Origin of the sequence: Psychrobacillus sp. NPDC093180 (genome assembly GCF_044754065.1) — a bacterium.
Classification (GTDB): domain Bacteria; phylum Bacillota; class Bacilli; order Bacillales_A; family Planococcaceae; genus Psychrobacillus.
Genome location: NZ_JBIVOJ010000016.1, coordinates 33,389 through 56,472 on the forward strand (window position 1 = coordinate 33,389; position 23,084 = coordinate 56,472).

The 23,084-nt window shown below is 35.9% G+C and carries 28 protein-coding genes; 11 read left to right on the forward strand and 17 right to left on the reverse strand.

Features of this window, described 5'->3' with window-relative positions:
• Positions 1-315: 315 nt before the first annotated feature.
• Positions 316-1,248 carry a ferrochelatase gene (gene hemH / locus ACIP9W_RS19610; RefSeq protein ID WP_400792814.1) on the reverse strand — a complete coding sequence of 311 codons (933 nt, stop codon included), beginning with the start codon at positions 1,246-1,248 and terminating at the stop codon, positions 316-318.
• Between the two features lie 16 nt (positions 1,249-1,264).
• On the reverse strand, positions 1,265-2,317 hold the full coding sequence (gene hemE / locus ACIP9W_RS19615; protein WP_142540673.1) for a uroporphyrinogen decarboxylase: 1,053 nt from the start codon (positions 2,315-2,317) through the stop codon (positions 1,265-1,267).
• Between the two features lie 202 nt (positions 2,318-2,519).
• On the opposite strand from hemE, the gene ACIP9W_RS19620 reads away from it, so the two are divergent.
• Entirely contained in the window at positions 2,520-3,008 is a 489-nt protein-coding gene (locus tag ACIP9W_RS19620) for an antibiotic biosynthesis monooxygenase family protein (protein ID WP_400792816.1), read from the forward strand.
• 177 nt (positions 3,009-3,185) lie between these two features.
• Here ACIP9W_RS19620 and ACIP9W_RS19625 read toward each other — a convergent pair whose 3' ends face one another.
• The gene (locus tag ACIP9W_RS19625; protein ID WP_400792818.1) at positions 3,186-3,965 is read right to left on the reverse strand and encodes a PhzF family phenazine biosynthesis protein; all 780 of its coding nucleotides are present in this window, start codon (positions 3,963-3,965) and stop codon (positions 3,186-3,188) included.
• 312 nt (positions 3,966-4,277) lie between these two features.
• On the opposite strand from ACIP9W_RS19625, the gene ACIP9W_RS19630 reads away from it, so the two are divergent.
• Positions 4,278-5,447, forward strand: a complete 1,170-nt coding sequence (locus tag ACIP9W_RS19630) for a M20 metallopeptidase family protein (RefSeq protein ID WP_400792819.1) — start codon at positions 4,278-4,280, stop codon at positions 5,445-5,447.
• A 30-nt stretch (positions 5,448-5,477) separates the two neighbouring features.
• Here ACIP9W_RS19630 and ACIP9W_RS19635 read toward each other — a convergent pair whose 3' ends face one another.
• Both ACIP9W_RS19635 and ACIP9W_RS19640 read right to left on the reverse strand, forming a co-directional pair.
• Complete coding sequence (locus tag ACIP9W_RS19635) at positions 5,478-6,674, reverse strand: ABC transporter permease (RefSeq protein WP_400792820.1); 1,197 nt, start codon at positions 6,672-6,674, stop codon at positions 5,478-5,480.
• On the reverse strand, positions 6,658-7,407 hold the full coding sequence (locus ACIP9W_RS19640; RefSeq protein ID WP_400792821.1) for an ABC transporter ATP-binding protein: 750 nt from the start codon (positions 7,405-7,407) through the stop codon (positions 6,658-6,660). The genes ACIP9W_RS19635 and ACIP9W_RS19640 overlap by 17 nt, the downstream gene beginning before the upstream one ends.
• A 112-nt stretch (positions 7,408-7,519) precedes the next feature.
• Here ACIP9W_RS19640 and ACIP9W_RS19645 point away from each other — a divergent pair, with 112 nt between their 5' ends.
• The 6 genes from ACIP9W_RS19645 (at position 7,520) to ACIP9W_RS19670 (ending at position 10,782) form a co-directional block, all read left to right on the forward strand.
• On the forward strand, positions 7,520-7,945 hold the full coding sequence (locus ACIP9W_RS19645; protein ID WP_400792823.1) for an HIT family protein: 426 nt from the start codon (positions 7,520-7,522) through the stop codon (positions 7,943-7,945).
• A gap of 120 nt (positions 7,946-8,065) precedes the next feature.
• A complete protein-coding gene (locus ACIP9W_RS19650; RefSeq protein WP_282242008.1) occupies positions 8,066-8,590 on the forward strand; it encodes a tryptophan transporter in 525 nt (174 codons plus the stop codon).
• Between the two features lie 105 nt (positions 8,591-8,695).
• Positions 8,696-9,070: a YtxH domain-containing protein gene (locus ACIP9W_RS19655; protein ID WP_400792824.1), complete on the forward strand. Its 375-nt coding sequence runs from the start codon at positions 8,696-8,698 to the stop codon at positions 9,068-9,070.
• Between the two features lie 256 nt (positions 9,071-9,326).
• A complete protein-coding gene (locus tag ACIP9W_RS19660) occupies positions 9,327-9,866 on the forward strand; it encodes an HTH-type transcriptional regulator Hpr (protein ID WP_282242067.1) in 540 nt (179 codons plus the stop codon).
• A 115-nt stretch (positions 9,867-9,981) separates the two neighbouring features.
• The gene (locus ACIP9W_RS19665; protein WP_400792825.1) at positions 9,982-10,527 is read left to right on the forward strand and encodes a DUF3267 domain-containing protein; all 546 of its coding nucleotides are present in this window, start codon (positions 9,982-9,984) and stop codon (positions 10,525-10,527) included.
• Between the two features lie 69 nt (positions 10,528-10,596).
• On the forward strand, positions 10,597-10,782 hold the full coding sequence (locus ACIP9W_RS19670; RefSeq protein ID WP_093270511.1) for a hypothetical protein: 186 nt from the start codon (positions 10,597-10,599) through the stop codon (positions 10,780-10,782).
• Between the two features lie 122 nt (positions 10,783-10,904).
• Here ACIP9W_RS19670 and ACIP9W_RS19675 read toward each other — a convergent pair whose 3' ends face one another.
• On the reverse strand, positions 10,905-11,003 hold the full coding sequence (locus tag ACIP9W_RS19675) for a YjcZ family sporulation protein (protein ID WP_142540662.1): 99 nt from the start codon (positions 11,001-11,003) through the stop codon (positions 10,905-10,907).
• 137 nt (positions 11,004-11,140) lie between these two features.
• On the opposite strand from ACIP9W_RS19675, the gene ACIP9W_RS19680 reads away from it, so the two are divergent.
• Positions 11,141-12,100, forward strand: a complete 960-nt coding sequence (locus tag ACIP9W_RS19680) for a peptidylprolyl isomerase (RefSeq protein WP_400792826.1) — start codon at positions 11,141-11,143, stop codon at positions 12,098-12,100.
• A gap of 47 nt (positions 12,101-12,147) precedes the next feature.
• Here ACIP9W_RS19680 and yhaM read toward each other — a convergent pair whose 3' ends face one another.
• From yhaM to ACIP9W_RS19710, 6 genes are all read right to left on the reverse strand, one after another.
• Positions 12,148-13,086: a 3'-5' exoribonuclease YhaM gene (gene yhaM / locus ACIP9W_RS19685; protein ID WP_282242013.1), complete on the reverse strand. Its 939-nt coding sequence runs from the start codon at positions 13,084-13,086 to the stop codon at positions 12,148-12,150.
• Positions 13,083-15,800 carry an ATP-binding protein gene (locus ACIP9W_RS19690; protein ID WP_400792827.1) on the reverse strand — a complete coding sequence of 906 codons (2,718 nt, stop codon included), beginning with the start codon at positions 15,798-15,800 and terminating at the stop codon, positions 13,083-13,085. Before ACIP9W_RS19690 ends, yhaM begins: the two co-directional genes overlap by 4 nt.
• On the reverse strand, positions 15,797-17,008 hold the full coding sequence (locus ACIP9W_RS19695) for a metallophosphoesterase family protein (protein WP_400792828.1): 1,212 nt from the start codon (positions 17,006-17,008) through the stop codon (positions 15,797-15,799). Before ACIP9W_RS19695 ends, ACIP9W_RS19690 begins: the two co-directional genes overlap by 4 nt.
• Before the next feature lie 97 nt (positions 17,009-17,105).
• Positions 17,106-17,303: a hypothetical protein gene (locus ACIP9W_RS19700; protein WP_400792829.1), complete on the reverse strand. Its 198-nt coding sequence runs from the start codon at positions 17,301-17,303 to the stop codon at positions 17,106-17,108.
• Between the two features lie 22 nt (positions 17,304-17,325).
• Entirely contained in the window at positions 17,326-17,637 is a 312-nt protein-coding gene (locus ACIP9W_RS19705; protein WP_400792830.1) for a DUF2178 domain-containing protein, read from the reverse strand.
• 2 nt (positions 17,638-17,639) lie between these two features.
• Positions 17,640-17,837 carry a helix-turn-helix transcriptional regulator gene (locus tag ACIP9W_RS19710; protein ID WP_282242018.1) on the reverse strand — a complete coding sequence of 66 codons (198 nt, stop codon included), beginning with the start codon at positions 17,835-17,837 and terminating at the stop codon, positions 17,640-17,642.
• A gap of 140 nt (positions 17,838-17,977) precedes the next feature.
• On the opposite strand from ACIP9W_RS19710, the gene ACIP9W_RS19715 reads away from it, so the two are divergent.
• Positions 17,978-18,163 carry a YhzD family protein gene (locus tag ACIP9W_RS19715; RefSeq protein WP_142540654.1) on the forward strand — a complete coding sequence of 62 codons (186 nt, stop codon included), beginning with the start codon at positions 17,978-17,980 and terminating at the stop codon, positions 18,161-18,163.
• Positions 18,164-18,492: 329 nt separating this feature from the next.
• On the opposite strand, the gene ACIP9W_RS19720 is transcribed toward ACIP9W_RS19715, so the two are convergent.
• From ACIP9W_RS19720 to ACIP9W_RS19735, 4 genes are all read right to left on the reverse strand, one after another.
• A complete protein-coding gene (locus ACIP9W_RS19720) occupies positions 18,493-19,272 on the reverse strand; it encodes an enoyl-CoA hydratase (RefSeq protein WP_400792831.1) in 780 nt (259 codons plus the stop codon).
• 119 nt (positions 19,273-19,391) lie between these two features.
• On the reverse strand, positions 19,392-19,736 hold the full coding sequence (locus tag ACIP9W_RS19725; protein WP_282242020.1) for a YlbF family regulator: 345 nt from the start codon (positions 19,734-19,736) through the stop codon (positions 19,392-19,394).
• Between the two features lie 15 nt (positions 19,737-19,751).
• Positions 19,752-20,894, reverse strand: a complete 1,143-nt coding sequence (locus tag ACIP9W_RS19730; RefSeq protein ID WP_400792832.1) for a DUF445 domain-containing protein — start codon at positions 20,892-20,894, stop codon at positions 19,752-19,754.
• 66 nt (positions 20,895-20,960) lie between these two features.
• Positions 20,961-21,350 (reverse strand): ferritin-like domain-containing protein, encoded by a 390-nt coding sequence (locus ACIP9W_RS19735; RefSeq protein WP_282242022.1) that lies wholly within the window; start codon positions 21,348-21,350, stop codon positions 20,961-20,963.
• A gap of 72 nt (positions 21,351-21,422) precedes the next feature.
• Here ACIP9W_RS19735 and ACIP9W_RS19740 point away from each other — a divergent pair, with 72 nt between their 5' ends.
• On the forward strand, positions 21,423-21,626 hold the full coding sequence (locus ACIP9W_RS19740; protein WP_400792862.1) for a YheE family protein: 204 nt from the start codon (positions 21,423-21,425) through the stop codon (positions 21,624-21,626).
• A 32-nt stretch (positions 21,627-21,658) separates the two neighbouring features.
• Here ACIP9W_RS19740 and ACIP9W_RS19745 read toward each other — a convergent pair whose 3' ends face one another.
• Complete coding sequence (locus ACIP9W_RS19745) at positions 21,659-22,915, reverse strand: MFS transporter (RefSeq protein ID WP_400792833.1); 1,257 nt, start codon at positions 22,913-22,915, stop codon at positions 21,659-21,661.
• Positions 22,916-23,084 lie beyond the last annotated feature (169 nt).

Below are 23,084 nucleotides of genomic sequence, written 5' to 3' on the forward strand. Positions count from 1 at the left end.
ATATCCTTTTACAACTAAATGCTCAGATTTTACAACTAAACACCCTGAAATTCCAATTAAAACCGCTGTTTTTCCAACTAAATTAAGTCCTTACGAGAAAATCCCCAAAAATCTCCTGGGAATAGTCTTGAAGGATAAGAAAACAGCAGGAGTTCGTGGAAAAATATCCTTTTACAACTAAATACTCAATTTTTACAACTAAACTCCCCGAAATTACAACTAAAACCTCCGTTTTTCCAACTAAACTAAGCTTCCACAAAAAAATCTCCAAAAGCCAAGTAGAAGTAGCTTTTGGAGATTACATTTTTCTATTAATTACGCACGAAGCTGTTTTAACACAACATCGGCCATCGCATCGATGAATAATGGCTGATCATTTGGCATCGCTGGGCGTACATATGTAGCTCCAATTTCATCACACACAACTTTACACTCATAATCGTTATCGTATAGTACTTCTAAATGCTCTGCTACGAAACCAACCGGCGTGTACACAAAAGTTGTATAGCCCTTTTCTTCGTGTAATTCCCGAGTTAAATCTTGTACATCTGGTCCAATCCATGGCTCTGGAGTTTGTCCAGCACTTTGCCAACCAACCGCATAGTTTTTCACACCTGCTGCTTTTGCGATTAAATCTGCCGTCTCATTTAACTGATCTGCATATGGATCTCCCATAGCAAGAATTTTTTCAGGAAGGGAGTGGGCAGAAACGATCAAACAAGCTTTTTCTCTTTGTTCTTCTGACATTGCTGCAAATGCTTCGCTTACTTTTTCATTCCAATATTGGATGAATTTTGGCTCATCATACCAGCTTTCCACAGAAGTAATCGTTAAATTTCCTAATTTCTCTGCTTCTTCCTTGATTCGACCATTATAAGATTTAATCGAGAATGTAGAGAAATGTGGCGCCAATACGATAGAAACCGCTTCTGTAATGCCGTCTTTATGCATTTGCGCTACTGCATCTTCTAAATAAGGCTCAATATGTTTTAATCCAATATATAGCTTGAATTCGATTTCATCTTGCACTTCATTTAAACGCTTGCAAAGACCTTCTGCTTGATTTTGCGTTATTTTCGCAAGTGGGGAAATACCTCCGATTGCCTTGTAACGACCGGTTAAGTCCGCTAGTTGTTCCTCACTTGGCTTTCTGCCATGGCGAATATGCGTATAGTAACGTTCAATATCTGCTTCTTCGTACGGAGTGCCATATGCCATTACTAATAATCCCATTGTTTTTTTCATCATTGTCACCTCAAAAAGTTTAGTTAGACTTTGCTGCGATGAGTTCGCGGCTATATTCATGTACAAATGTTGTTAAACGTTTTAATGTATCGGGATTCACTTCAGGGAACACACCGTGACCAATATTAAATATATGACCTGGCTGTGCTACCCCTTGCTCAATAATAAGCTTCGCACGTTTTTCAATTTCCGCCCAGTCTCCGATTAAGTAAGATGGATCCAAGTTTCCTTGAAGAGGTTTTGTCAATCCTTTTGCACGTGCTTCCTCGATCGATAAACGCCAATCCAGTCCAACTACATCTACCGGAAGATCATGCCATTCATTTGCCAAATGACTTGCACCAACACCAAAGGTAATTAACGGTACACCTAGCTCACGAAGTTCCGTAAAGATTCTTGTCATCACAGGTTTAATGAAAATACGATAATCTGCTACATTCAAAGCACCTACCCACGAGTCGAAAATCTGAATCGCTTTCGCTCCGGCTTTTACTTGTGCTTTAATATAAACGATAATCATATCTGCAAGTTTATCCATTAATGCAAACCAAGCTTCTGATTCAGAAATCATGAACGCTTTTGTTTTGTTATAGCTTTTTGATGGTCCACCTTCAATCATATAACTCGCAAGTGTGAATGGTGCTCCAGCAAATCCGATTAATGGAACATTCAACTGTTCAGTTGTTAACAATTTTATCGTTTCTAATACAAAAGGCACATCATCTTCTGGAGATAAATCTCCAAGATTATTTACATCTTGCACTGAGCTTATTGGATTTGAAATTACTGGACCTACACCTGCTTTTATCTTCACATCTACACCGATTCCAGGAAGTGGAGTAACAATATCTTTATACAGTATCGCTGCATCCACATTGTAATTTTCTACCGGCAAACGTGTAACATATGCACATAATTCTGGTTCGTGCGTAATTTGTTCTAAAGAATACTTTTCTTTTATTTTTCTATACTCAGGTTGGGATCTTCCTGCTTGCCTCATATACCAAACTGGAGTGTGCTCAACCTCTTCTCCGCGGGCTGCACGAAGAAGTGTATCATTAAAAGTAGTCATTCAAAATTCCTGCCTTTCTTCTACTTACGATCATTTTTCCAATATACGTCTTCACTATAGTCGTTCTATTTCCTATTGTATAGGTATATAGTGTAATTGTCATAAATTTGTCCTGATTCCTCTTTAAAATTGGATTCAAAGGTTTTTAAATTTGCAATTAGGGGAAAAGTAATAGAAATAAACAAATTTAGGAGGTATTTACATGAATTTATATATTACTTCAGGAACACCTGAATTTATGGAATCCATAAAAAAGAAACATCCCCATGAGCAAATATACGCATTGCATGGAATAGGTAATTCTGTACTCATCCATGAAACTGACAAAAAATCTGTTTTTCAAGCTCCTAGAAAATATGAAATTATTGAGGCTTCTGGACAATTCTCCAAAAAGGGCTATTTCGCTATACAAAACATTCCCCTTTCAGACGAAGGCAAACCCATTTTCGAATATAAATATACAAATTTATCGCCAACCCTTGAATCTGAGCCAGGTTTTATCGCATTACGTGTATTAAAACCAATCAAATCAGACACTTATATTATTTTAACAGAATGGTCTGGTCCAAACAGCTATGAAGTTTGGGCAAAATCTCACCAAATGAATTTTGACGACATTGCCGATAAACAGCAATTCTTCACAAGTGCCCCTTATGTATCTACTTATTCATCGACAAATGAAGAAGACTAAATTAAGTAACTTGTGCCTATTCCTATTGCAATCTAAATATTTACTTTAATAATAGAAAACATGCAATGGTTTGCACCGCAATTGCGGTGCAAACCATTGCATGTAAAGAAAGATATAGGATAGTTCAATGAATTGTGCCGTACTTCGTATTACTTTTAAACAGTTCTAAATTATTTCCTAAATATTTATAAATCCTTCTAAATAAGCTACAGCTTCTCCAGACATTTTTACCGTTTCACCTAAATCTGTACAATACAGTTTTCCACCTCGTTCTGATAATTGCATTGCGATAAGCTCGCTTTTATTCAACTTATTCTTCCAATATGGAATTAGCGTACAATGAGCAGAACCGGTAACTGGGTCTTCATCTACCCCAGCATTTGGAGCGAAAAATCTTGAGATGAAATCCACTTCTTCTCCTTTAGCTGTTGCAATTACACCAAAACCATCTAATTTTTTTAGTTCTTCCATGTTTAATTTGAGTTCCAAAACATCCTGCTCTGTATCAAATACCGCCATATAGTCCCTCGACTTATAAACCTCTTTTGGTACTTTACCTAAACCTTTAATAAGTGCTTCTGGTATATCGCATTTTTCTCCTTCTCTAGAAGGAAAAGCTAACGTAAAGAGACTGCCTTCTTTAGATACTTCTATTAATCCACTTTTTGTAGTAAATTTTATATTCTTTAAATTATTATCTAAATAAGTAGATATGACATAAGCTGATGCTAATGTTGCATGTCCACATAGGTCTATCTCTCCTTTTGGGGTGAACCATCTCAACTCGTATCCATTATCCTTTATAACAAAAAAGGCTGTTTCAGATAAATTATTTTCTGCTGCCACCTTTTGCATTAACGCATCTTCTATCCAATAATTTAACGGACATACCGCTGCCGAATTCCCTTTAAATTGTTCATTTGTAAACGCATCAATCTGATAAATTGGTATTTTCATCTACATTGTCCCCTTCGTTATTCATATAAATTAATTGTACTCTTTACAGGTTTCTTCATAAACCTTGTATTTATCTAAGTATAAACTTCAAGAAAAGATGATGAAATTACAAAGTAGCAGATAAACAACGCATCTCAGTTAAAATTGTTTATAATCGACCAAAATTGAATTTAAAATATACACACATACTAGCTATTGTACAATTATTCAAGCCCCAAAAATGTGCACGAAGAAATGGAAAATATCAATCTACCCAACTAATAGTCTTCTTTTTTGTTATAATGAGAAAAAGATAAATGGAGGCTAAGATTAATGACAAAAGAATTAACAGAAAAATTAGATAGTGCATTTGAAGAGATGGTCGAAATCCGTCGTTATTTACATATGCATCCCGAAGTATCATTTAAAGAAACAAAAACTGCTCAATATATTCAAGATTTTTATACGAATTTAGATATACCATTTGAAGCAAATGTTGGAGGAAATGGTGTTGTCGCAAGAGTCAAAGGCGCTTTACCTGGTAAAACAGTTGCACTTCGAGCTGATTTCGATGCACTACCTATTCAAGATGAAAAAGATGTTCCTTATAAATCTACCGTAGACGGTGTTATGCATGCATGTGGGCATGATGGCCATACCGCAACCCTCATGATACTTGCACGTACAATCAATGAATTAAAAGAAGAGTTAGCTGGAGAGTATGTATTTATTCATCAGCATGCAGAAGAATATGCACCAGGTGGAGCAAAACCTATGATTGAAGCGGGATGTCTAGAAGGTGTCGACGCTATTTTCGGTACGCACCTATGGTCTTTATTCCCTCTTGGATCTATCGAATATAAAACTGGTCCAATTATGGCGGCAGCGGACCGTTTTGAAATTACGATTCAAGGGCAAGGTGGACATGGAGCGAATCCTCATCAGTCAAAAGATGCAATTGTTGTTGCCTCTCAACTTGTCGTAAACTTACAGCAATTAGTAGCAAGAAGAGTAGACCCAACTCAATCTGCAGTTCTTTCTGTTGGTTCTTTTGTTGCTGAAAATGCTTTTAATATTATTGCAGACAATGTAAAACTAGCTGGTACAGTACGAACTTTTGATGCAGATGTAAGGGATTTAATGGAGCGTGAATTAGAACGTGTAATCGAAGGTACTTGCCTTGCTGCTGATTGTACATATACGTTCAAGTATACTCGTGGGTATCCACCAGTTATTAATCATAAAGAAGAAACTGAGTTTTTAGCAGCAGTTGCAAAGGATATACCAGGTGTAGAACTAGTAAAAGAGTCAGAGCTTCTAATGATTGGCGAGGATTTTGGTTACTATATGGAAGAGATTCCTGGTACGTTTTTCTTTACTGGTGCAATGCCAGAAGGACAAGCTTATCCACACCATAGTCCAAAGTTTGACTTCGACGAACGTGCAATGCTCACTGCAGCTAAAACATTAGGAACAGCTGCTATCCAATATCAAACGAAATAACAAAAAGGCTGTCGATCGACAGCCTTTTTGTTATTTCTTACTCATTCGAATAGTTAGCTCTGAAACAATGTAAACAGCAAGTGGTATTAAGAACAATTGTAGCGTGAACTCACCTTGCACTAATACTACGATAAGTACCAAAATTGCTTGTACGAATTGAATCATACGCATTAACTTATTGACTGCCCATTTCCTAGCATTCGAATCTATCGGAAACAACTGATCCATTCGAAACTCATGTCCTGATAACAAAGCATGTCGTAGCTGTACAACTGTTGCAAATGCAAGCGCACTTGAGAAGATAATCGCAACGATTGGAAACGGAATAAAAAACACACCAATAACCGATATAGCTGTAAGTCTTACCCACAAGTAGAAATAATCATTTGTACGGATAAAGGTCCGCAATACTAAATATAGCTGACTATTTTTTTGCGCATATGGGACAAAACTATAAACAATATCCAGCCATTTTCTTCTTTTTGTCATGCCTCGTATATGAGGAACATCGGTAAAATAATTCGCAAATCTGTAAAAACGCATCATTCTGGATTGTTCCACTCCGATAAAATGATCGAACGGAAATGGTACTTCTTGCTTTTTCTTCTGCCAAACGAATGTATAAATCAGTTGAATCATAACAACCACGATTAAAAATAAATAGTCTCCACTCAATAAGAAATAGAGCGCCGCAAATAACAGAAGAAAACGTATGAAACGGTCAACCCAAACTTGTTTACCATTTGAAGCAAACCGATAATTAAATTCCGTATGAATACTCCAATACTTCATCACAAGAATAAAGACGAACAAAGATAAAATTTCTTCTTTTGTAGCACCGGCAACTTTCGTAAGTAACGGTATAGTAACAATAAAAGTCGCAAGCGATAGAAAAATAGACGAAAAGTAAGTCCATCTCAGTGCAAGCTTGAAATATTCCTTCAGTTTCGTTTCTAAAGGTAAAAAGTAAACACTATCTGCGTGCTTCATAAGTGTAGCCGGAGAACTTATCGCCAACAAAATACTTAAAATGAATGCTACAACTAAAAAAGCGGGAAAATCTTTCGGAGCTGTATTAAGCCACTCACTGTACGTATATCCACCTGCACCTAGGACGAAAACAATTACAATCGCTATATGCCCAGTGAAAATATACTTTAAGTATTTTTGTAATTCATTTATATAATAGACAAAACGTTTACCCCATATTTCACGCAAATTGTTCATCTTGTTGTTCCTTCGTCATTTCGATATATAGATCGTCTAATGTCGCATATGGTTTGTTAAAAGCAACTCGTAAATCATCCATTGTTCCTTGTGCACGTATTTTCCCATTATGCAAAAGAAGAATGCGATCGCAATATTTCTCTGCTGTCGATAAAATATGTGTCGACATAAGAACAGAGGCCCCTTCGTCTTTTCGTGCCTTCATTTGATCAAGTAGCGATTGAATACCTAATGGATCTAAACCTACAAAAGGTTCATCAATGATATATAAATCGGGATTCACTAAAAAAGCACACATGATCATTACTTTTTGACGCATTCCTTTTGAAAAGTGCGCTGGAAACCAATTCAATCGTTTTTCCATTCGAAACTCTTTTAATAGAGACTCTTTTCTTGCTTCGAATACGGTTTGTTCTAAATTATAGGCCATTGCAGTTAGCTCTAAATGTTCTTTTAATGTTAACTCATCGTACAATACTGGCGTTTCCGGTATATACGAAAAAGAAGTTCGATACGTTGCTGGATCCTCTTTTAGCGATTTTCCGTTAAGTAGAATTTCTCCCTTTGCAGCGTTCATCGTTCCTATTATGTGTTTAATCGTAGTACTCTTCCCTGCTCCATTTAATCCTATTAACCCAACTAGCTCTCCTTTGCCAATAGAAAAAGTTAGATCATGTAGCACTGGCTTCCTTGTATAGCCACCTGTTACGTTAGTTAGTTCTAATACTGTCATCTCTTGCACCTCATCTCTTCTAAATAGTTTATCAAAACCTGTACGAAAAATCTTCTTTAAGTTGTCCTATTATATGCTAAACTATTGGTAACAATGAATAGGAGGTTTTTCCATGAGTGAATGTATTTTTTGCAAAATAATTGACGGTTCTATTCCAAGTGCGAAAATTTATGAGGATGAGCACGTATATGCCTTTATGGATATTCAGCCACTTACAAAAGGACATACGCTCGTTATTCCAAAAAGTCATAAAGAATATGTATATGATTTAACCGAAGACGAAGCGAGTAATCTATTTAAAGTAGTTCCAAAGATTGCTTCTGTTTTAAAAGAAACATTTGGACCTGTTGGCATGAATTTGCTCAATAATAATGGGGCACCTGCTGGACAAAGTGTTTTCCATTTTCACTTACACTTTATACCACGTTATGACCAAACGGATGGTTTCCGAGCTACATGGCATACAAAAGAAAAAACCTTCACATCAGAAGTAATTCAAGATTTAGCAAAAGAATTAGCTGAAAAACTGGCAAACTAGTTATTGCAATTACAGGAAAAAAGACTTACAATCAGGAGTAAGATTCTTGCTAACGATCAAGAGGATACGTTAGAGGAATTTTAACAAATCGAGCTTAGAAAAGCTGAGGAGAGATGAGAATTGAATACGAAAAATTTAGTATTAATGTCCCTATTAATAGGGGTCGGTGCTGTGCTTTATATTATTATCCCAGGATTTAATGGTGGGATGAAACCAGACTTCATGTTAACGATGATGTTTATAGGCATCCTTTTGTTCCCTGAAGTAAAAAGTGTATTTCTACTTGGTGTTTCAACAGGTGTAATCTCTGGATTATTTTCTACATTCCCAGGTGGATTTGTGCCAAATATTATTGATAAATCGGTAACAGCGTTTGTCTTCTTTGGATTAGTACTATTACTTACTAAATTTGCTAACAAATTACCTGTAGCTGTAGTTCTTACATGTGTAGGAACACTTGTATCAGGTACCGTATTTTTATCATCTGCGATTTTTGTTTTTGGAGCAGGTGCTGCATTTGGTGAATTATTTGTTTTAGTTGTTCTTCCAGCAATCGCGATTAATGCAGTAGCATTTTTTATTATCTATCCGATTATCGGCAAACTGGTTAAACGCTCTAAATTTGAAACAGCACTTACAGCTTAAAATTACTCGCTTTCCTTTTCTTGAGGAAAGCTTTTTTTGTTTTGATTAATATGTTTTAATTAGGTTATGAAAAGGAATAATATAATACATAAGGGGTGAATATAAATGAAAATAGTGCCATTATTTTTAGGGATTGCAACGGGCGTATTAGCTGGGGCTACTACTGTATTGTTATCCACTCCAAAGTCGGGTAGTGAAGTACGTGTTTCCTTAAAATCGACTTCAACTGATTTTCGGGACAAATTGTCTGATATAAAACTTCAATTGCAAGATGTAAAAAATTCTATTCGCACTCTAACAAAAGAGTCGAAAGAAGTTATCCCAGAGGCAATCGAAGAGATTAAGGCAGATGTGGAGCAATGGAAAAATGAAACTGCCCCACTACAAACAAAACTTCAAGAAGAAATTTCCGCTATTCAATCAGCGATCGAAGAAATGGAAAAAGCATTACCAAAGAAAAAAGAGGCTCCTGTCAACTAAGCTCATTTTCCAATATAATAGGACCCTTGTTGTTTACTCTTAAAACAACAAGGGCCCTATTTTTATGGCCATAGAAGTTGAAAAGCCGAATAGTTAAATAACCCATTGTTCCTATATATTATGTGTCCTACTTTATAGGGGCCTTAATATTTTTCTATTTTTTATAATATGAACTATCATTTTTTTTCGATAATATGTATTCAGTTACATACTTTCTTGCTATAATGTTTGAAAGATTATAATAGAGAAAGAAGGTATACATATGAATGAACAGTTTTATACGATGAAAGAAGCCATGATCTATAGTCAGCGTATTGCACAACTATCAAAAGCATTATGGAAAGCTGTAGAAAAAGATTGGCAAGCATGGATAAAACCTTATGACTTGAATATTAATGAACATCATATATTATGGATTTCTTATCATTTAGAGGGCGCTACCGTATCGGAAGTAGCAAAATTTGGAGTAATGCATGTTTCAACTGCTTTTAATTTTTCTAAAAAGTTAGAAGAACGCGGCTTACTTGCTTTTTCAAAAAGAGAATCCGACAAACGGAACACATACGTAGAGATTACTCCCAAGGGAAAAACATTACTCGACGAAATGTATGAAAACTATCATGAGACCCCCCATTCCGTTATAGAAGGATCCCGCTCCATGAAACAATTGTATGGAAAGTTTCCAGAATTTTTAGATGTCATGACAGTGATTAGAAATATTTATGGTGAAGATTTCATGGAAATATTTGAACGCTCTATAAAAAATATCGACGAATCCTTCACACAAAAGGAATAATTTTTGCTAGTGTAAGCGCTCTATAATTTTTAATAATTTATGTATTGCATTTTAAAAGTAAAAGTCGTATTGTATGTATCTGAAGTTATTCTCTTCTTTAGGAGTTGCATACAATTTGCACTGTTGGAAAACAATTAATGTAAAAAAGCAATATGGCTTAGAAAGGTTATTTCTCTTATCCTCTCTATTAGTTATAATCGTTTTTTCTTTCGCATACGTTTTGTTAGGAATTATAAATGATACACATAAATCAGATGATTATTTTTTATTATTTACACTAGGATTTTTAAGTATTTACCCGCTTCATAAGTTATTACACTACATCCCACTTTATAAGTTCCGTGAGAACTTGAAGATTGTAAATAAAAAACAATTTGGATTTTTACCTACTGTTTCGATTAGAGTAGTGGAACCAATTATAAAAAAAAGATTTATTTATTCTTTATTAGCGCCTTTTATCTTTATCAATCTTGTTTTAATAATAGGAGCTTTACTTGTACCTGTTTTTTCCCATTACTTTACTATGCTATTAGCGTACCATTGTGGTATATGTTTGATCGATTTAATATATGTAAAGCATTTAAGCAAGTCTCCAAAAAGTGCATATATTGAAGAAACGGAAGCAGGTTTTGAAATTTTGATCGCTCCAACACATACTTAGCAAAATGTAACACTTGTAAAATTCGTTCCTTCTTTGATATGCTTACTAGTATATGAAGGGAGTCTGGACATGATCATATTTACGTTAGTTCTATTCTCAGCATTTTATTTGCTACAAATAAACCGAATGACATACGCTTTAGTTATGTCAAAAGAAATTCCAGAAGAAAAACACCCGAAGATTTTTCGTACCATTAATATACTGATCACGATTCTTCTTGTTTCCTTCTACGTAGAACTATTTTACACAGTTTAAGAGAAAAAAATGGACCCAAATCATCTGAATGATTTAGGGTCATTTCTTTTTCTGATTTGCATAATCCTAAAAATGAATAGGGAACTAAGACCGATTTTACACGATCTTAGTTCACGTCTTCATTAGTAAAGAAACGCTGCCCCTACAATGATCAATAGAATGAATAGAACAACAATCAAAGCAAAGCCAGAACCATAACCACCGTTATATTGTCCGCCCATTTAAAACACCTCCTTTTCCATGTATCCTATGCGATATTTTGAACAATCGGTAGGCAAATGAACGGGAACCATTTTTGTTTTTATTTCGTTTATGTTATAGTAACAACTGCAGCAACAAGAAGTTAGGAGAGAATTCTATGAAAAAAACAGTATTAACATTCACACTTGCAGCATCCGTTTTAGCATTAGGTGCTTGTAGTAATGATTCCGCAGCTGACAACGAAGTAATTGCTACTTCTAAAGTTGGAGATATCACTCAGAATGACTTATATGAAGAGATGAAAGCATCTATAGGGGATCAAGCATTTCAGCTTCTGATGATTGAAAAAGTACTTTCATCGAAGTATAAAGTGACAGAAGATGAAGTAAATGCACAACTAGAAGCAGATAAAAAGCAATATGGCGATAGCTTCGAAGCCATGATCGCACAACAAGGATATACAGAATCTTCGTACAAAAAATACCTAGAACTTAACTTGATGCAAGAGAAAGCATTGATTGAGGACGTGGATGTAACTGAAGAAGAAGTTAAAGCGGAATACGAAAATATCAAAAATGAAATCCAAGCTCGTCATATAGTAGTAGAAGACGAAGAGACTGCCAAAAAGGCGAAAGCTGAAATTGAATCTGGAAAAGATTTTGCAGAAGTTGCAAAAGAATATTCTATTGAACAAGCAGCACAAACAACTGGTGGAGATTTAGGTTGGTTTAACAAAGCAACTAATATGGATGAGAAATTTTTAGAAGGTGCTTTTGCATTGGAGAAAAACGTGCTAAGCGAGCCAATACAATCTAGCTTTGGCTATCACATCATTGAAGTAACGGACAAGCGTGAGATTAAAGAATCATACGAAGATAAAAAAGCAGAGCTTGAAAAACAATTAAAGCTTGAAAAAGCAGATACTTCAAAGCTATTAACAAAAGTAGCGAAAATGATGAAAGATGCAGATATCAAAATCAAAGATGAAGATTTAAAAACAGCATTAGATGAGTTTTTAAATGCTGCTGATACACCAGCACCAACTGAAACAGATGCAGAAGCAGGTACAGATAAAACAACTGAAGATGCAGATACTTCAACAGAAGAAAGTAAATAATTTTTCATAAAAAAAGCGTAAGGGCATGGGCCTTTACGCTTTTTTTGTTATTCAAATGTAGGTTTATAAAACGAACGGTTTTCTAATGGGAATAAACGTTCAGTAAATTCTCCAGGATTTGTTTTGTCTAAAGCACGATTCAGCATATTCATTTTTGCATCGATATTATCAATATAATGCAAGATTTCTGCTTCACGAACCATTGGCCGCTTTGGACTTCCCCATTCTTCTTTACCATGATGAGAAAGCACCATATGCTGAAGAAGCATTACTTCTTCGCCTTCTATTTGAAGTTCATCTGCCGCTTTTGAAATTTCATTGACCATTATCGTAATATGACCTAGTAAATTTCCTTCAGTTGTATAGGTGGTTGCAACCGGTCCAGATAGCTCGATTACTTTTCCGATATCATGTAGGATAATGCCTGCATATAAAAGGTCTTTGTTAAGCGTCGGATACAATTCGCATAATGCTTTCGCAAGTTTTAACATGGAAACAACGTGGTCGATTAAACCTGATGCATAATCATGGTGATTTTTCGTCGCCGCTGGGTATGTCATGAAAGCAGGCTGATGTTTTTTTAGTAAGTGACGAGTTACACGCTGAATCAATGGATTTTTCATTTCAAAGAAAAATTGCATTACTTCTTCCATTAGTTCTTCTTTCGACTTTTCAGCTGAGGGCACGAGGTCATTAATCGTCACTTGTTCGTCTGATTTTGCTGGACGGATGCTTTTTACTCGAAGTTGGAACTTTCCTCGATAATCTTGAATTTCTCCTCCAACACGTACAATTTGACTAGCAGCATATAGTTTTTCGTGCTCTTCGTTTGTATCCCATAGTTTCGCTTCAATATCGCCGCTTTTATCTTGTAAAATAAGTGACATAAACGGCTTTCCGACAGTTGTTATCCCTTTTGTTGATTGTTTTATTAGTAAGAAATGATCTACTGGATCCCCTACTCGTAGTTGTGTAATACCTTTCATTTCACATTCCCTCCACTTCCGGCTAATATGTCAGCTACTTCAACGATATGTGCATCTTTCCATCCATATCGCATATTTTCATGACATGTAAAATACAGTAGTTGATGTTTTTTCTGTAGCTCTGTCATTAATTGTACCATGTGTTGCAGCCTGAAACGATCGAAATGTACAAAAGGATCGTCCATTATAATTGGAAAAGGTGTCGTGCCTTTTAATGCTACTGCAAGTGCAATTCGTAGCGAAATATAAGCTTGTTCTTTAGTTGCTTGGCTAAGCTCGGCAATTTTAAATCGCTGTCCGTTTGATCTGACTGCCTCAAAATTCCCCTCTGGCGACAGGATTAATGCTTCGTAAACATCGGCTGTGAGCGTGCGAAAATAGCTCTGTGCGTACTCCAATACTTCTGGGAGACGTTTTTCCTTTAACTGTGCAAAAGTTTGTTGTATCGCTTCTACAACCGCCTTATAAGCAGCCCACTTTTTCACTAATTCATATAGCTCTGTCTTTTTCTGTTCTAACAGCTGTAGCCTTTCACTTTGTTCATCATTTTCAATCAACATTTTTGTTTTGTATTGAAGGGTTGCCTTTTCTTCTAGCAATTGATTCCGTGCTTGTTGAGAGGCTTGTAATTTTTCTTTGCAGTCAGTCTCAAAGCTTTCGTTAAAATCATGCATATTTATTTCTCTATTGTCTAGTTGCATTCTAATTTGCTCGATTTCTTTTGTTAGCGCTAGTTTCTCTTCATAAATATTAAATGCAGTGTAATAGTCTTCTTCTGTTTCTACATTCGCTTCCTTGAATAGCTCCCCAACTTTTTTGGCATATGTGGTAAGAACTAATCTAGTTTCCTGTATTTTTGTTTCCAGCTGTTCGATCTTTTCAGCTTTAAAACCCTGTTCTTCTGCTTTTCTCTTTTCTGTTAAATAATATTCGCGCAGTTGGTGAAAAAGCATCTCTTCTATTAACTGGATGGCTGCCACTTCCTTGGCTCGTCCGAATAGTGTTTGTAATCTTTTACTTACTTCATATAATTTAGTTTCCATTTGATCTAATAGCATTTGTTGCTCTTGAATCATTCGAAGTCTATTAAAAACTTTAGGCAATAAGCTTGGGGAAAGCTGTTCACTAATATGGTACTCTGCTAAAAATGCACGTACCTGATGACCAATCTCACTTTTTTCACCTTCTAGTTCACGTATAGTATATTCAAGCCGTTCTATTTGCTCTTTTAAAGCCTGTTGTTCTTTCAACAACAAGTGCTCATACTTTTGCACATCATTTGTTTGTTGCAATGTCTTAAGCAGGAACGTAAAGCCAACGTAAACAATCACACTAATAAGGACAGTTGTGAGTGCAATTATCCAATTTGCTTGGAGAAAGCTAAATGTAAAACCGATTAAAAGAATGACTGCAACAAGCAAGAAAGCTATCCCGTTTGGATTATTCTTCTGAGAAGAGGATCTGTTCGTTCGTTTCGATTCGTTTAAATGATGTTGATGTTTTGCGAAGTCTTCTTTTTTCATTTGCAATAAACGATTTTCTTGCACGATTTGTCTATCTAGTTGTTCCTGTTTTTTTAAGAAGGATACAAGTTTATCCTCCTTCCCAATGGAAACATCCGCTTGAACCATTTCGGTTAAGCTTTTTTCCCAATCTACACCTATTAGAGCTAATTGTTGCATTTGACTTTGCAAAGTTTTACTTTGTTCCTCTTCTATTTGTATTCGCTTTGCTCTTAGCTCATGCCACTCGCTTTCATTGTTTAAAAAAGCCTGTATTGCTTCTAATTTTTCTTGCGAAAGGACAGTTTTACTGGTTGTTATCAATTTGAGTTCTTCTTTTATTTGTTCGTTGGCAATTTTTACGCTTGTTTCTTTATCTTTTATTTGTTCATATCTCCGTATGCCATCTGATGGGAAGGTTTGATGGTCTATCTTGTTCAGTGCTTGTTCTAACGCTATTTCTTTTTCTTTTATGGGCTTTAGTTGCTTCCACTGTAAATATTGTTGTAATTGATCAGAGATATTTTTCTCCTCTTCTAGTCTTTCCGCGATGAGCAATTCTAGTTCATGTAGACGTTTAATAGACGGCTCATACATCTGTACTTCTTCCATCTGTTGTTTCCATGCTAACTCCAATGCTCGTAACTCTTCCATTTTTTGATTGATCAATGGTTTCTTCCCAGTAGGCTTAAAGAGCTCTCCCATTTCTTTTACAAATTGCGTTTCCACGCTTGTTAACATGTCCATCCCAGTCGTGCCTGAGGTAAGGAGCGTTCTTGTCAGTTCTTCTTCTGTCATTTTTTCGAAGCCTTGCAATTGAAGCAATGAAAAAGAGAAAATCGCTTCGAAATCTGTACGACTGTATGAATGAAGTAAAGATGAAAGTTCCTTCTCCCCACCTCTTGTACCATCCTCAAAATATAAGGTGACGTCCCCACTTGCTTTCCCTTTTACACGTTCTATTATCACACGAGCCCCAAACTGGTCTATTAGATGAATTTTACCACCGTACATGGCCCCACTTTTAGGTTCATATCGTAAAAGCTGCGCATTTTTTTGTGGGAACCCAAAAAGAATATGCAAAATGAATTGCTGAATTGTAGACTTCCCGGCTTCATTTTCTCCGTAAAAGACATTGATCCCGTTCATTAAACTGATTTCTACATTTTCATGTTTTCCAAAACCATAAATATGGAGCTTTTCTATTTTCACTGTTTATCCACCTTTTCCCCCACTTTTGAAAGAAGTTGTTCTGCCTCTTGAAACGTTTCATTCAAAAATAGTTCATCTACTGTAGGTAAATATCTACTACCTTTAGGATGTCGATACAGATCCTTTAAAACATGCTTCCAATCCGATGAATCCCATTCACTCATCCTTTCCAAAAGCATATTTAATTCTTTTCGATCTTTTTTAGGATGAGCTATGTACAAGTCCTTTACGATGATAAATGGACTTTCCATCTCCAAGCTTTCTTGTAAGAGTAGTAGCCACTCTTCCTTAGAGGACCCTTGAATGAGCTCGTTCGTCTCTTCATTAATAACTATTAAAATAAGTTCAATCAATGCATTTCCGTTTATTTTCCGATAGTGGTCTAGAGTTAGTTCAATATGTTTTATTAATTCATTTGCATGAACAATTCCCTCACAAGAAACTTCTACTACGTCATAAATAAATGCAGATGATGGGATAAATTGAAGCACTGCATGATGCTTCGTTAAGGTGACCTCATAAAATCCTTTTAACCCTTTTTCGTTTCGATGGCGGCTTTGTGTATTACCTGGATATACAATAGGAGGATCACTATGCAAAGTTTGCCGTTTATGGATATGGCCCAGTGCCCAATAATCATAGCCTTTTGCTATTAATTCATGTTTTTGAAAAGGGGCATATACATCATGTTCTACATTTCCTTCCACGCTGCCATGCAGCATGCCAATATGAATATGGTTACCGCTAGCAGTTGGGTAGTGGCGATGCATTCCTTCTAATACATGTCGCTCTTTATAGCTAAATCCTGATATATAAATTTCCTGTCCTTTAATATTTAGTGATTTTGTTTCCACTTCTCCTCCGAATACTTGCACATTGTCTGGAAGCTGAAACCGCACCCAATTTCCACTTAGATGATCATGGTTTCCATAGCAAATTAAAACAGGAATTCCTACTGATTGTAACGATTCCATTCCTTTTTGAAACAAAGCTTGCGCACGCAGGCTTCGATTTTCTCCATCATAAATATCACCAACTATTAGGACGAAATCTGGCTTATTTTCCAAGGCGTATTCTATAATATTTGTGAAAGCGTTAAATGTACTCTCACGTATGTCTCTCCACTTATTTTGCGGAATGGAAGAAATCCCTTTAAAAGGGCTGTCCAAATGCAAATCTGCTATATGAAGAAATCGAATTTCTGTCATTGCTTCCACCTCATTTTAAAAACGAATATTTGTTCTTATTTTAACATAAAGAAAAGATTGCATACAATTAAATGTAGACAATCTTTTCTATTCTTTACTAATTATAAATACGCTCTTTTTTCATTTGCCTAAGAGTTGCCATTAAGCCCGTGAATCCAGCTAAAAAAGCTGGGAAAATACTGAAGATCAGAAACTTCCAATTCTCTGTTATTAATGAGACACATAGAAAAATCAACGGAATTCCAATCAATGCAAATAAGGAAACACCTAGCGCTAGTTTTGTATTGCTTTTCATATTCAGTACTCCTCCATTCATTCTAGTTAGATCTATTGGCGATGAGTGACCCAATTGCATAGGAGAGCATATGAATCACCCAAATTGCAGTCATTAAGAAGAAAGCTAACCCTGGCCCTTCCATAAAAATAATTATCAGCCACACGATTAATATAGTTATCGTAGTAACAGTCCAAGATAAAGAGCGTGCCTTTTCATGGATTCTAACATAACGTTCATCAAACCATCTTTTTTGCTTTCCAATCCGTCTCATGATCAAAAATACTATCGCTATGATGACAATCGCTAAAGGCAAACCTATTAAAAATGAAAATAAATCAAACCCCTCATACATCCCTATTCCTCCTCATATATAAATATTTCCTCAATCGTACATTGGAACAATTTTGAAAGCTTAAAAGCTAATGTGATCGATGGATTATAACGTCCTTTTTCTAATGAACTGATTGTTTGCCTAGAAACATCTAACCTGATTGACAGGTCATCCTGCGTCATCCCAAGCGCCATTCGCTTTTCTCTAACTAAATTTTCCATGTGTACACCTTCTTTCTTTGTAAAGCTAGCTTTACGTAAAGTATACTTTACACACCATTTTATTGTCAAGCTTACTTTACATTTATTTTTAGAATTTTTAATGTATAATAGAATGGAGAAGAATAAAGGGGTGTGTTTTCATGAAAACATATAAATTTACTGCATTTGAACCAACAGGAAAGCTAATTGTTGAAGAAACATGGACTTTCGAAAATGATGAGGAAGCGAAGAAAAAAGGGGAAGCAGCAATCGAAGAAAAAGGTCTGCTTGAAAAGACACATCGTTTAGTAAATAGCGCAGGGAAACTTGTATTGTTTCATGTGTGAGTTGGTGAGGACTAAAACCGTCTTGGTTTTAGTCCTTTTTTTGTGTTTTTTTCCTAGTGAATGAATTTAGTTGGAATTCTAGCGTGGTTAGTTGGAAAAACGGAAGATTTAGTTGGAATTCTGAGTCTTTTAGTTGTAAAAGGATATTTTCCCCACTGGAATGTCCTGAGAAAGCGGAATTGTTAGCTAGATTTTTCTCGAGGATTGAGTTTAGTTGGAATTCTAGCGGGTTTAGTTAGAATTCTGAGACATTTAGTTGGAAAAGGACATTTTTTCCATAAAAATAGCAGAAGATCAATTATGTTGATCTTCTGCAAATAATTCATTAACTATTGTCCTTGGAATGCGGGTTTGCGTTTCGCAACGAAGGCATTAATGCCCTCTATATGATCAGCAGTTTTACGCATTGCGGTTTGCGTAATTGCTTCTTGTTCAAGAATGGATTGCAGTTCCTCTTTTTTACTTGCATGTAAAATTTCTTTTGAGGCAATCATCGCTGCGATTGGCGACCGCAAGAGCTTTTGTGCATAGGAGGTTGCGGTTGCCCATCCAAGGCCATCAGAAGTAACTTCATCTGCTAAGCCAAGTTCTTTTGCCTCTATCCCTTTTAACAACTGACCACTCCACATAAGTTGCTTTGCTTTTGGAACTCCCACTCTTTCTTTTAAGAAGAAGTGTCCTCCTCCATCTGGAACTAATCCAATGCCAATAAAGTTCATTGCCAGTTTACTATTTTCTTCGGCAATGACTATATCACAGCCAAGTACCATACTAAAACCAAGTCCCGCTGCTGCTCCGTGTACAGATGCGATTGTAATTTGCGGTAAAGTATATAATGCTAATGCAATGCGCGATACATATTCCATCGCTTCTTCTATATTAAAAGGATTTTCTGTATTGATCATCGCTTTAATATCTCCGCCAGCTGAAAATGCACGTCCCTCTCCTCTAAGCAGTAGTACTTGAATAGAAGTATCTTCCTTTAGGGATTCCAAACAAACGGCTAGCTCTTGCATCATCATTTCATTCATCGAATTCATTGCTTCTGGTCGATTTAATGTTAATGTAGCAATTCTTCCTTCTTTTTCTAATCGTAACGTGTTATACATTCCATTCTCCCCTTTGTCAGTGAATAGTCATTCATTAATAATACATTCGTCATCCCTTACAATATTCCTTCTTTATAATATAAAAAGGATCTCATCCAATTGTGGAGAGATCCTTTTTATCAAATGCCTTCGTATAATTCTTGTACTGGTTTGATTAATACACGATTTACTTCTTCAATCAACTGACTTAATCCCATTTCGGCTTGAAGCATTTTTGAAATCTTCTCATTGTTTTGGGCAAGCTGTGCAGTTTTTTGCGCATATTCTAATTCTTCGCCAGCAATTTCTTCGCCTTTCATTTGCTTTTCTTGAAGAGTTAATTGGATTTTGCGAAAGCTTTGGAATAATGCTAGTGCTTCTGCATCTGCTTTTACAGCATCAACAGCCGCCTGTACGTTTGCGAACTCGTTTGTTTTTCGTAATGTTGCTTCTAATTTGTTAATGTCGTCATAAATATTAATCATTATTATTAGCCCCTTTTATCCCGTTATAAATACGATAATCCCTTGAATAATCCCGATGAGACCTCCAAGAACTCCGCCTAAAACGGTAATCATTTTAAATTCTCTTTTCGATATACCAAGTACAATATCTTCCAAACGTTCTACTGGGAAAGAATCGACTTGCTCTTTTACCATATCTTCTAATTTCATTTTACGCAACACTTCTTCTAATTTTGCTTCAGCTTCTATAAAAGCAAAATTAGTAAGCCTCGGAACAAGCTTTGTTTGTGTCCATTCTGTTGCTTCCGGGAAATAATGGACTAAGCTATGACTTAAAAGTTCTTCAATAGCTAATTGCTCAGTTAAATACTTCTTCACATTCGCAATGACCGGTTCAAAATCGAATCCATCAATTATCTCCACAATTGGGCGATCTTTTAGCTTTTCCCATTCATTTCGTACAATATTTTCTAACATATTCTTTGTTCCTGGTGCTTTTAAAAATTTCAAGATTTCAGGTTGCACTTTTCCAGCAAGTGAAGAAGATTCTCCAACGAACATTTGAATCATACTTCCGAGTGTTCCTTTAGTGGAAAGGAAATCATCGATTAAGTTTTTTACAGTCATTTTCCCTTGTTCGGACTCGAAAAACTCTTCTCCCTTTTCCAGAATATAAGCAACTATTTCTCCGACTTTTGTATCTGCTTTTTGTTGCCATTCGGCAGGTGCTAGCTCACGAATTGTTTCCTGCTCAAATCTTGATTTTAGTTGTTGAAATTGGATATCTACTTGGTTTTCAATTTTTCCATTTGCCATGGACGCAATATTTTCAAGACCACCAAGTTTTAACCAATCTGCAATTGTTTTATCGGAAAGAAGTATTTTTTCATTCAATTGGCGGACGATCAATTTGGTTGTCTTTTCTTGCATTTCTTCATTGAAATATTTTCGTTTAAAAATGTCAGGGGTTAATAGGTGATTAATCACTGTATTTCCTAGTTGTTTTGCCAGTTCATCTCTTCTTTTTGGTATTAAACCTGGTGTGAATGGAACTCGCCATGATCCAATATATTTTGCTTCATGCGGCCTAAATAACATTTTAATGGCCAAATGATTCGTTACTGCTCCTATAGCTGCTCCAACGATTGCCATAAATGCGATTGTCCATATAAAATTCATCTGTTTCACCTTTTTCCTCTAGCTTCTCACTTATTATAGCAGAGGAAGGACAAACACTAAAAGAATTTACAATGCGTTGTACATGGTCGAAAAACGAATAGCATGTTCTGTTTCGTCATGCATCGCTACAAATAGTGGAGCGTATGCTTGCTGGATCGGTATTTGGAGCAGCATTTCTTTATACATTTCAGCCGCTTCTAACTCATCTCTAATTGCGCTTTTCGCACATTCCTTCAAATCAAAACATTCTTTGGGTTCAGGGAAATCCTGTACAAATGTCCCAGTAAGCATATAATATAGTTGTTGGAACATTTCGTAATGGCTTTTTTCATCTATATATACATGCTCGATAAAACTTTGCCAATACGGGTCGTCAGTTAATTTATACATAGAACGATAAAAGTGATAATCTTCATATTCGTTTAGTATTGCTTGCTTTAATTTATCAGTAAACAATTTGACGCTCCTTCATTAGTCATTTCTACTAGTGTATGCGAGTAAATTATGCCACATGAAAGGTTGATAGAATTGCTACAGCATTTTAGCTTCAAGCCACTATATGAAAATAAGCAATTACCAGGTTGGTCTATTTCTTTCTTCTATAAAAATACAAGATATGCTGCAGAATATGAACCAGATGGAACAATCAAATGGTTAAGTGAGACGCCTACAGATGAACAAGCAGTAAAGAAAATGATTCATGAGCTTATGCTTTTTCATGTATACGACTAAAAAGTGCAAGGGATTATTCTCCCTTGCACTTTTTATACTGCACCCAGTTTTTTGCGTCCAAATAAAATATAAAAATAAGTAGAAGCAATTATATATAAAACGCCTGTAATCGAAAACGTATATGCATAGCCCCAATAAAATCCATATGCCATTACAAGTCCTGTGGCAATTCCTCCAGTACTCGCCCACCCAATGTGGAATACCATCTGATTTACTGAATTAGCAAGTCCTTTATATTTATCATGCACAAGATCCATCGCGATTGCACTTTGAATCGGGTTTCCAGCATTCATCAACGCTTGACGGAGTAAGAAACCAAGGGATGCAATGATGAGAGAATTTGTAAAACCCGTGATAAATAAAAAAGGAATAGAAAGTAACTGGAATATTACTAATGCACGCACTTGCCCCACTCTCTTCACAAGTGCAGGACCTAGTAACATGGCAACAGCAGTCATGGCTGAACCTAGTGACAAGATTAACCCAACATAAGAATTGGAAGCATCAAATCGATTGGAAAAATATAAATTCAAATAAGGAATAACTAAACCAGAACCCGTTCCTATTAACAAATTGGCAAATCCAAACAGTACGATTACGGTAATATTTCGTTTGAAATTACTAGGAATTTCTTTTGGTCTAGTATCTGTCATTTTTACTGTCTCTTCCACTTTTTCACTTGGCTTTAATTGAAATAAAGGGATTAATCCCAATCCAAAAATAACTGATCCTATTATCAATACCCACTTAATCGAGACAAGCACGGACATATTGGCATATACATGTAATGCATCCGCCAATACCCCTCCCCCTAAACTTCCGACAACACTTGCTATCGTGACTAATGAAAAATGGATACTAAATAAGTGCATTCGCTCGCTAGCACGCGAGTTTTCTGCTAGAAAAGGAACACCCGAAACCTGAACTAGCGCCATAAACAGACCAGTTAGAAATGCTGCGTAAATAATGGACTGCTCGCTTATTGTGACGCTTCGATAAAAAAGAGTTATTACGGAAACAATAGTCCCGAGAATAATCATTCCTTTTCTACCGTATCGGTCGCTTAAAAATCCTGCTGGAATAAGTATTATTGCCGTTGCAAGGGAAGTCATAGAGATGACCGTTCCATTAATGGTTTCCGGAAATCCTAACTCTTTAATATATAAATTGTACATAACTGCAAATATTCCCATTCCAGTTTGAATGAGCATATTGGCAAGCATAAACAATCGAATGTTTCTATTGAAGGAAGCTATTTTGATTTTCCAATCCCGTAGCCAATTTAACATAGATAACCTCTTTTTTTATTTTATTTCGACTCTCTAAATATACGATGGTCGCCATAAAACTTCAATAGGGATTACGCCGTACTGGATAAAAATTTCTTTTGTAAAAAATAGTCATAGAGAGATGATTGACTAGTTTTCGCGGGAGATTGTCCAGTGTTTGAAGGGGATT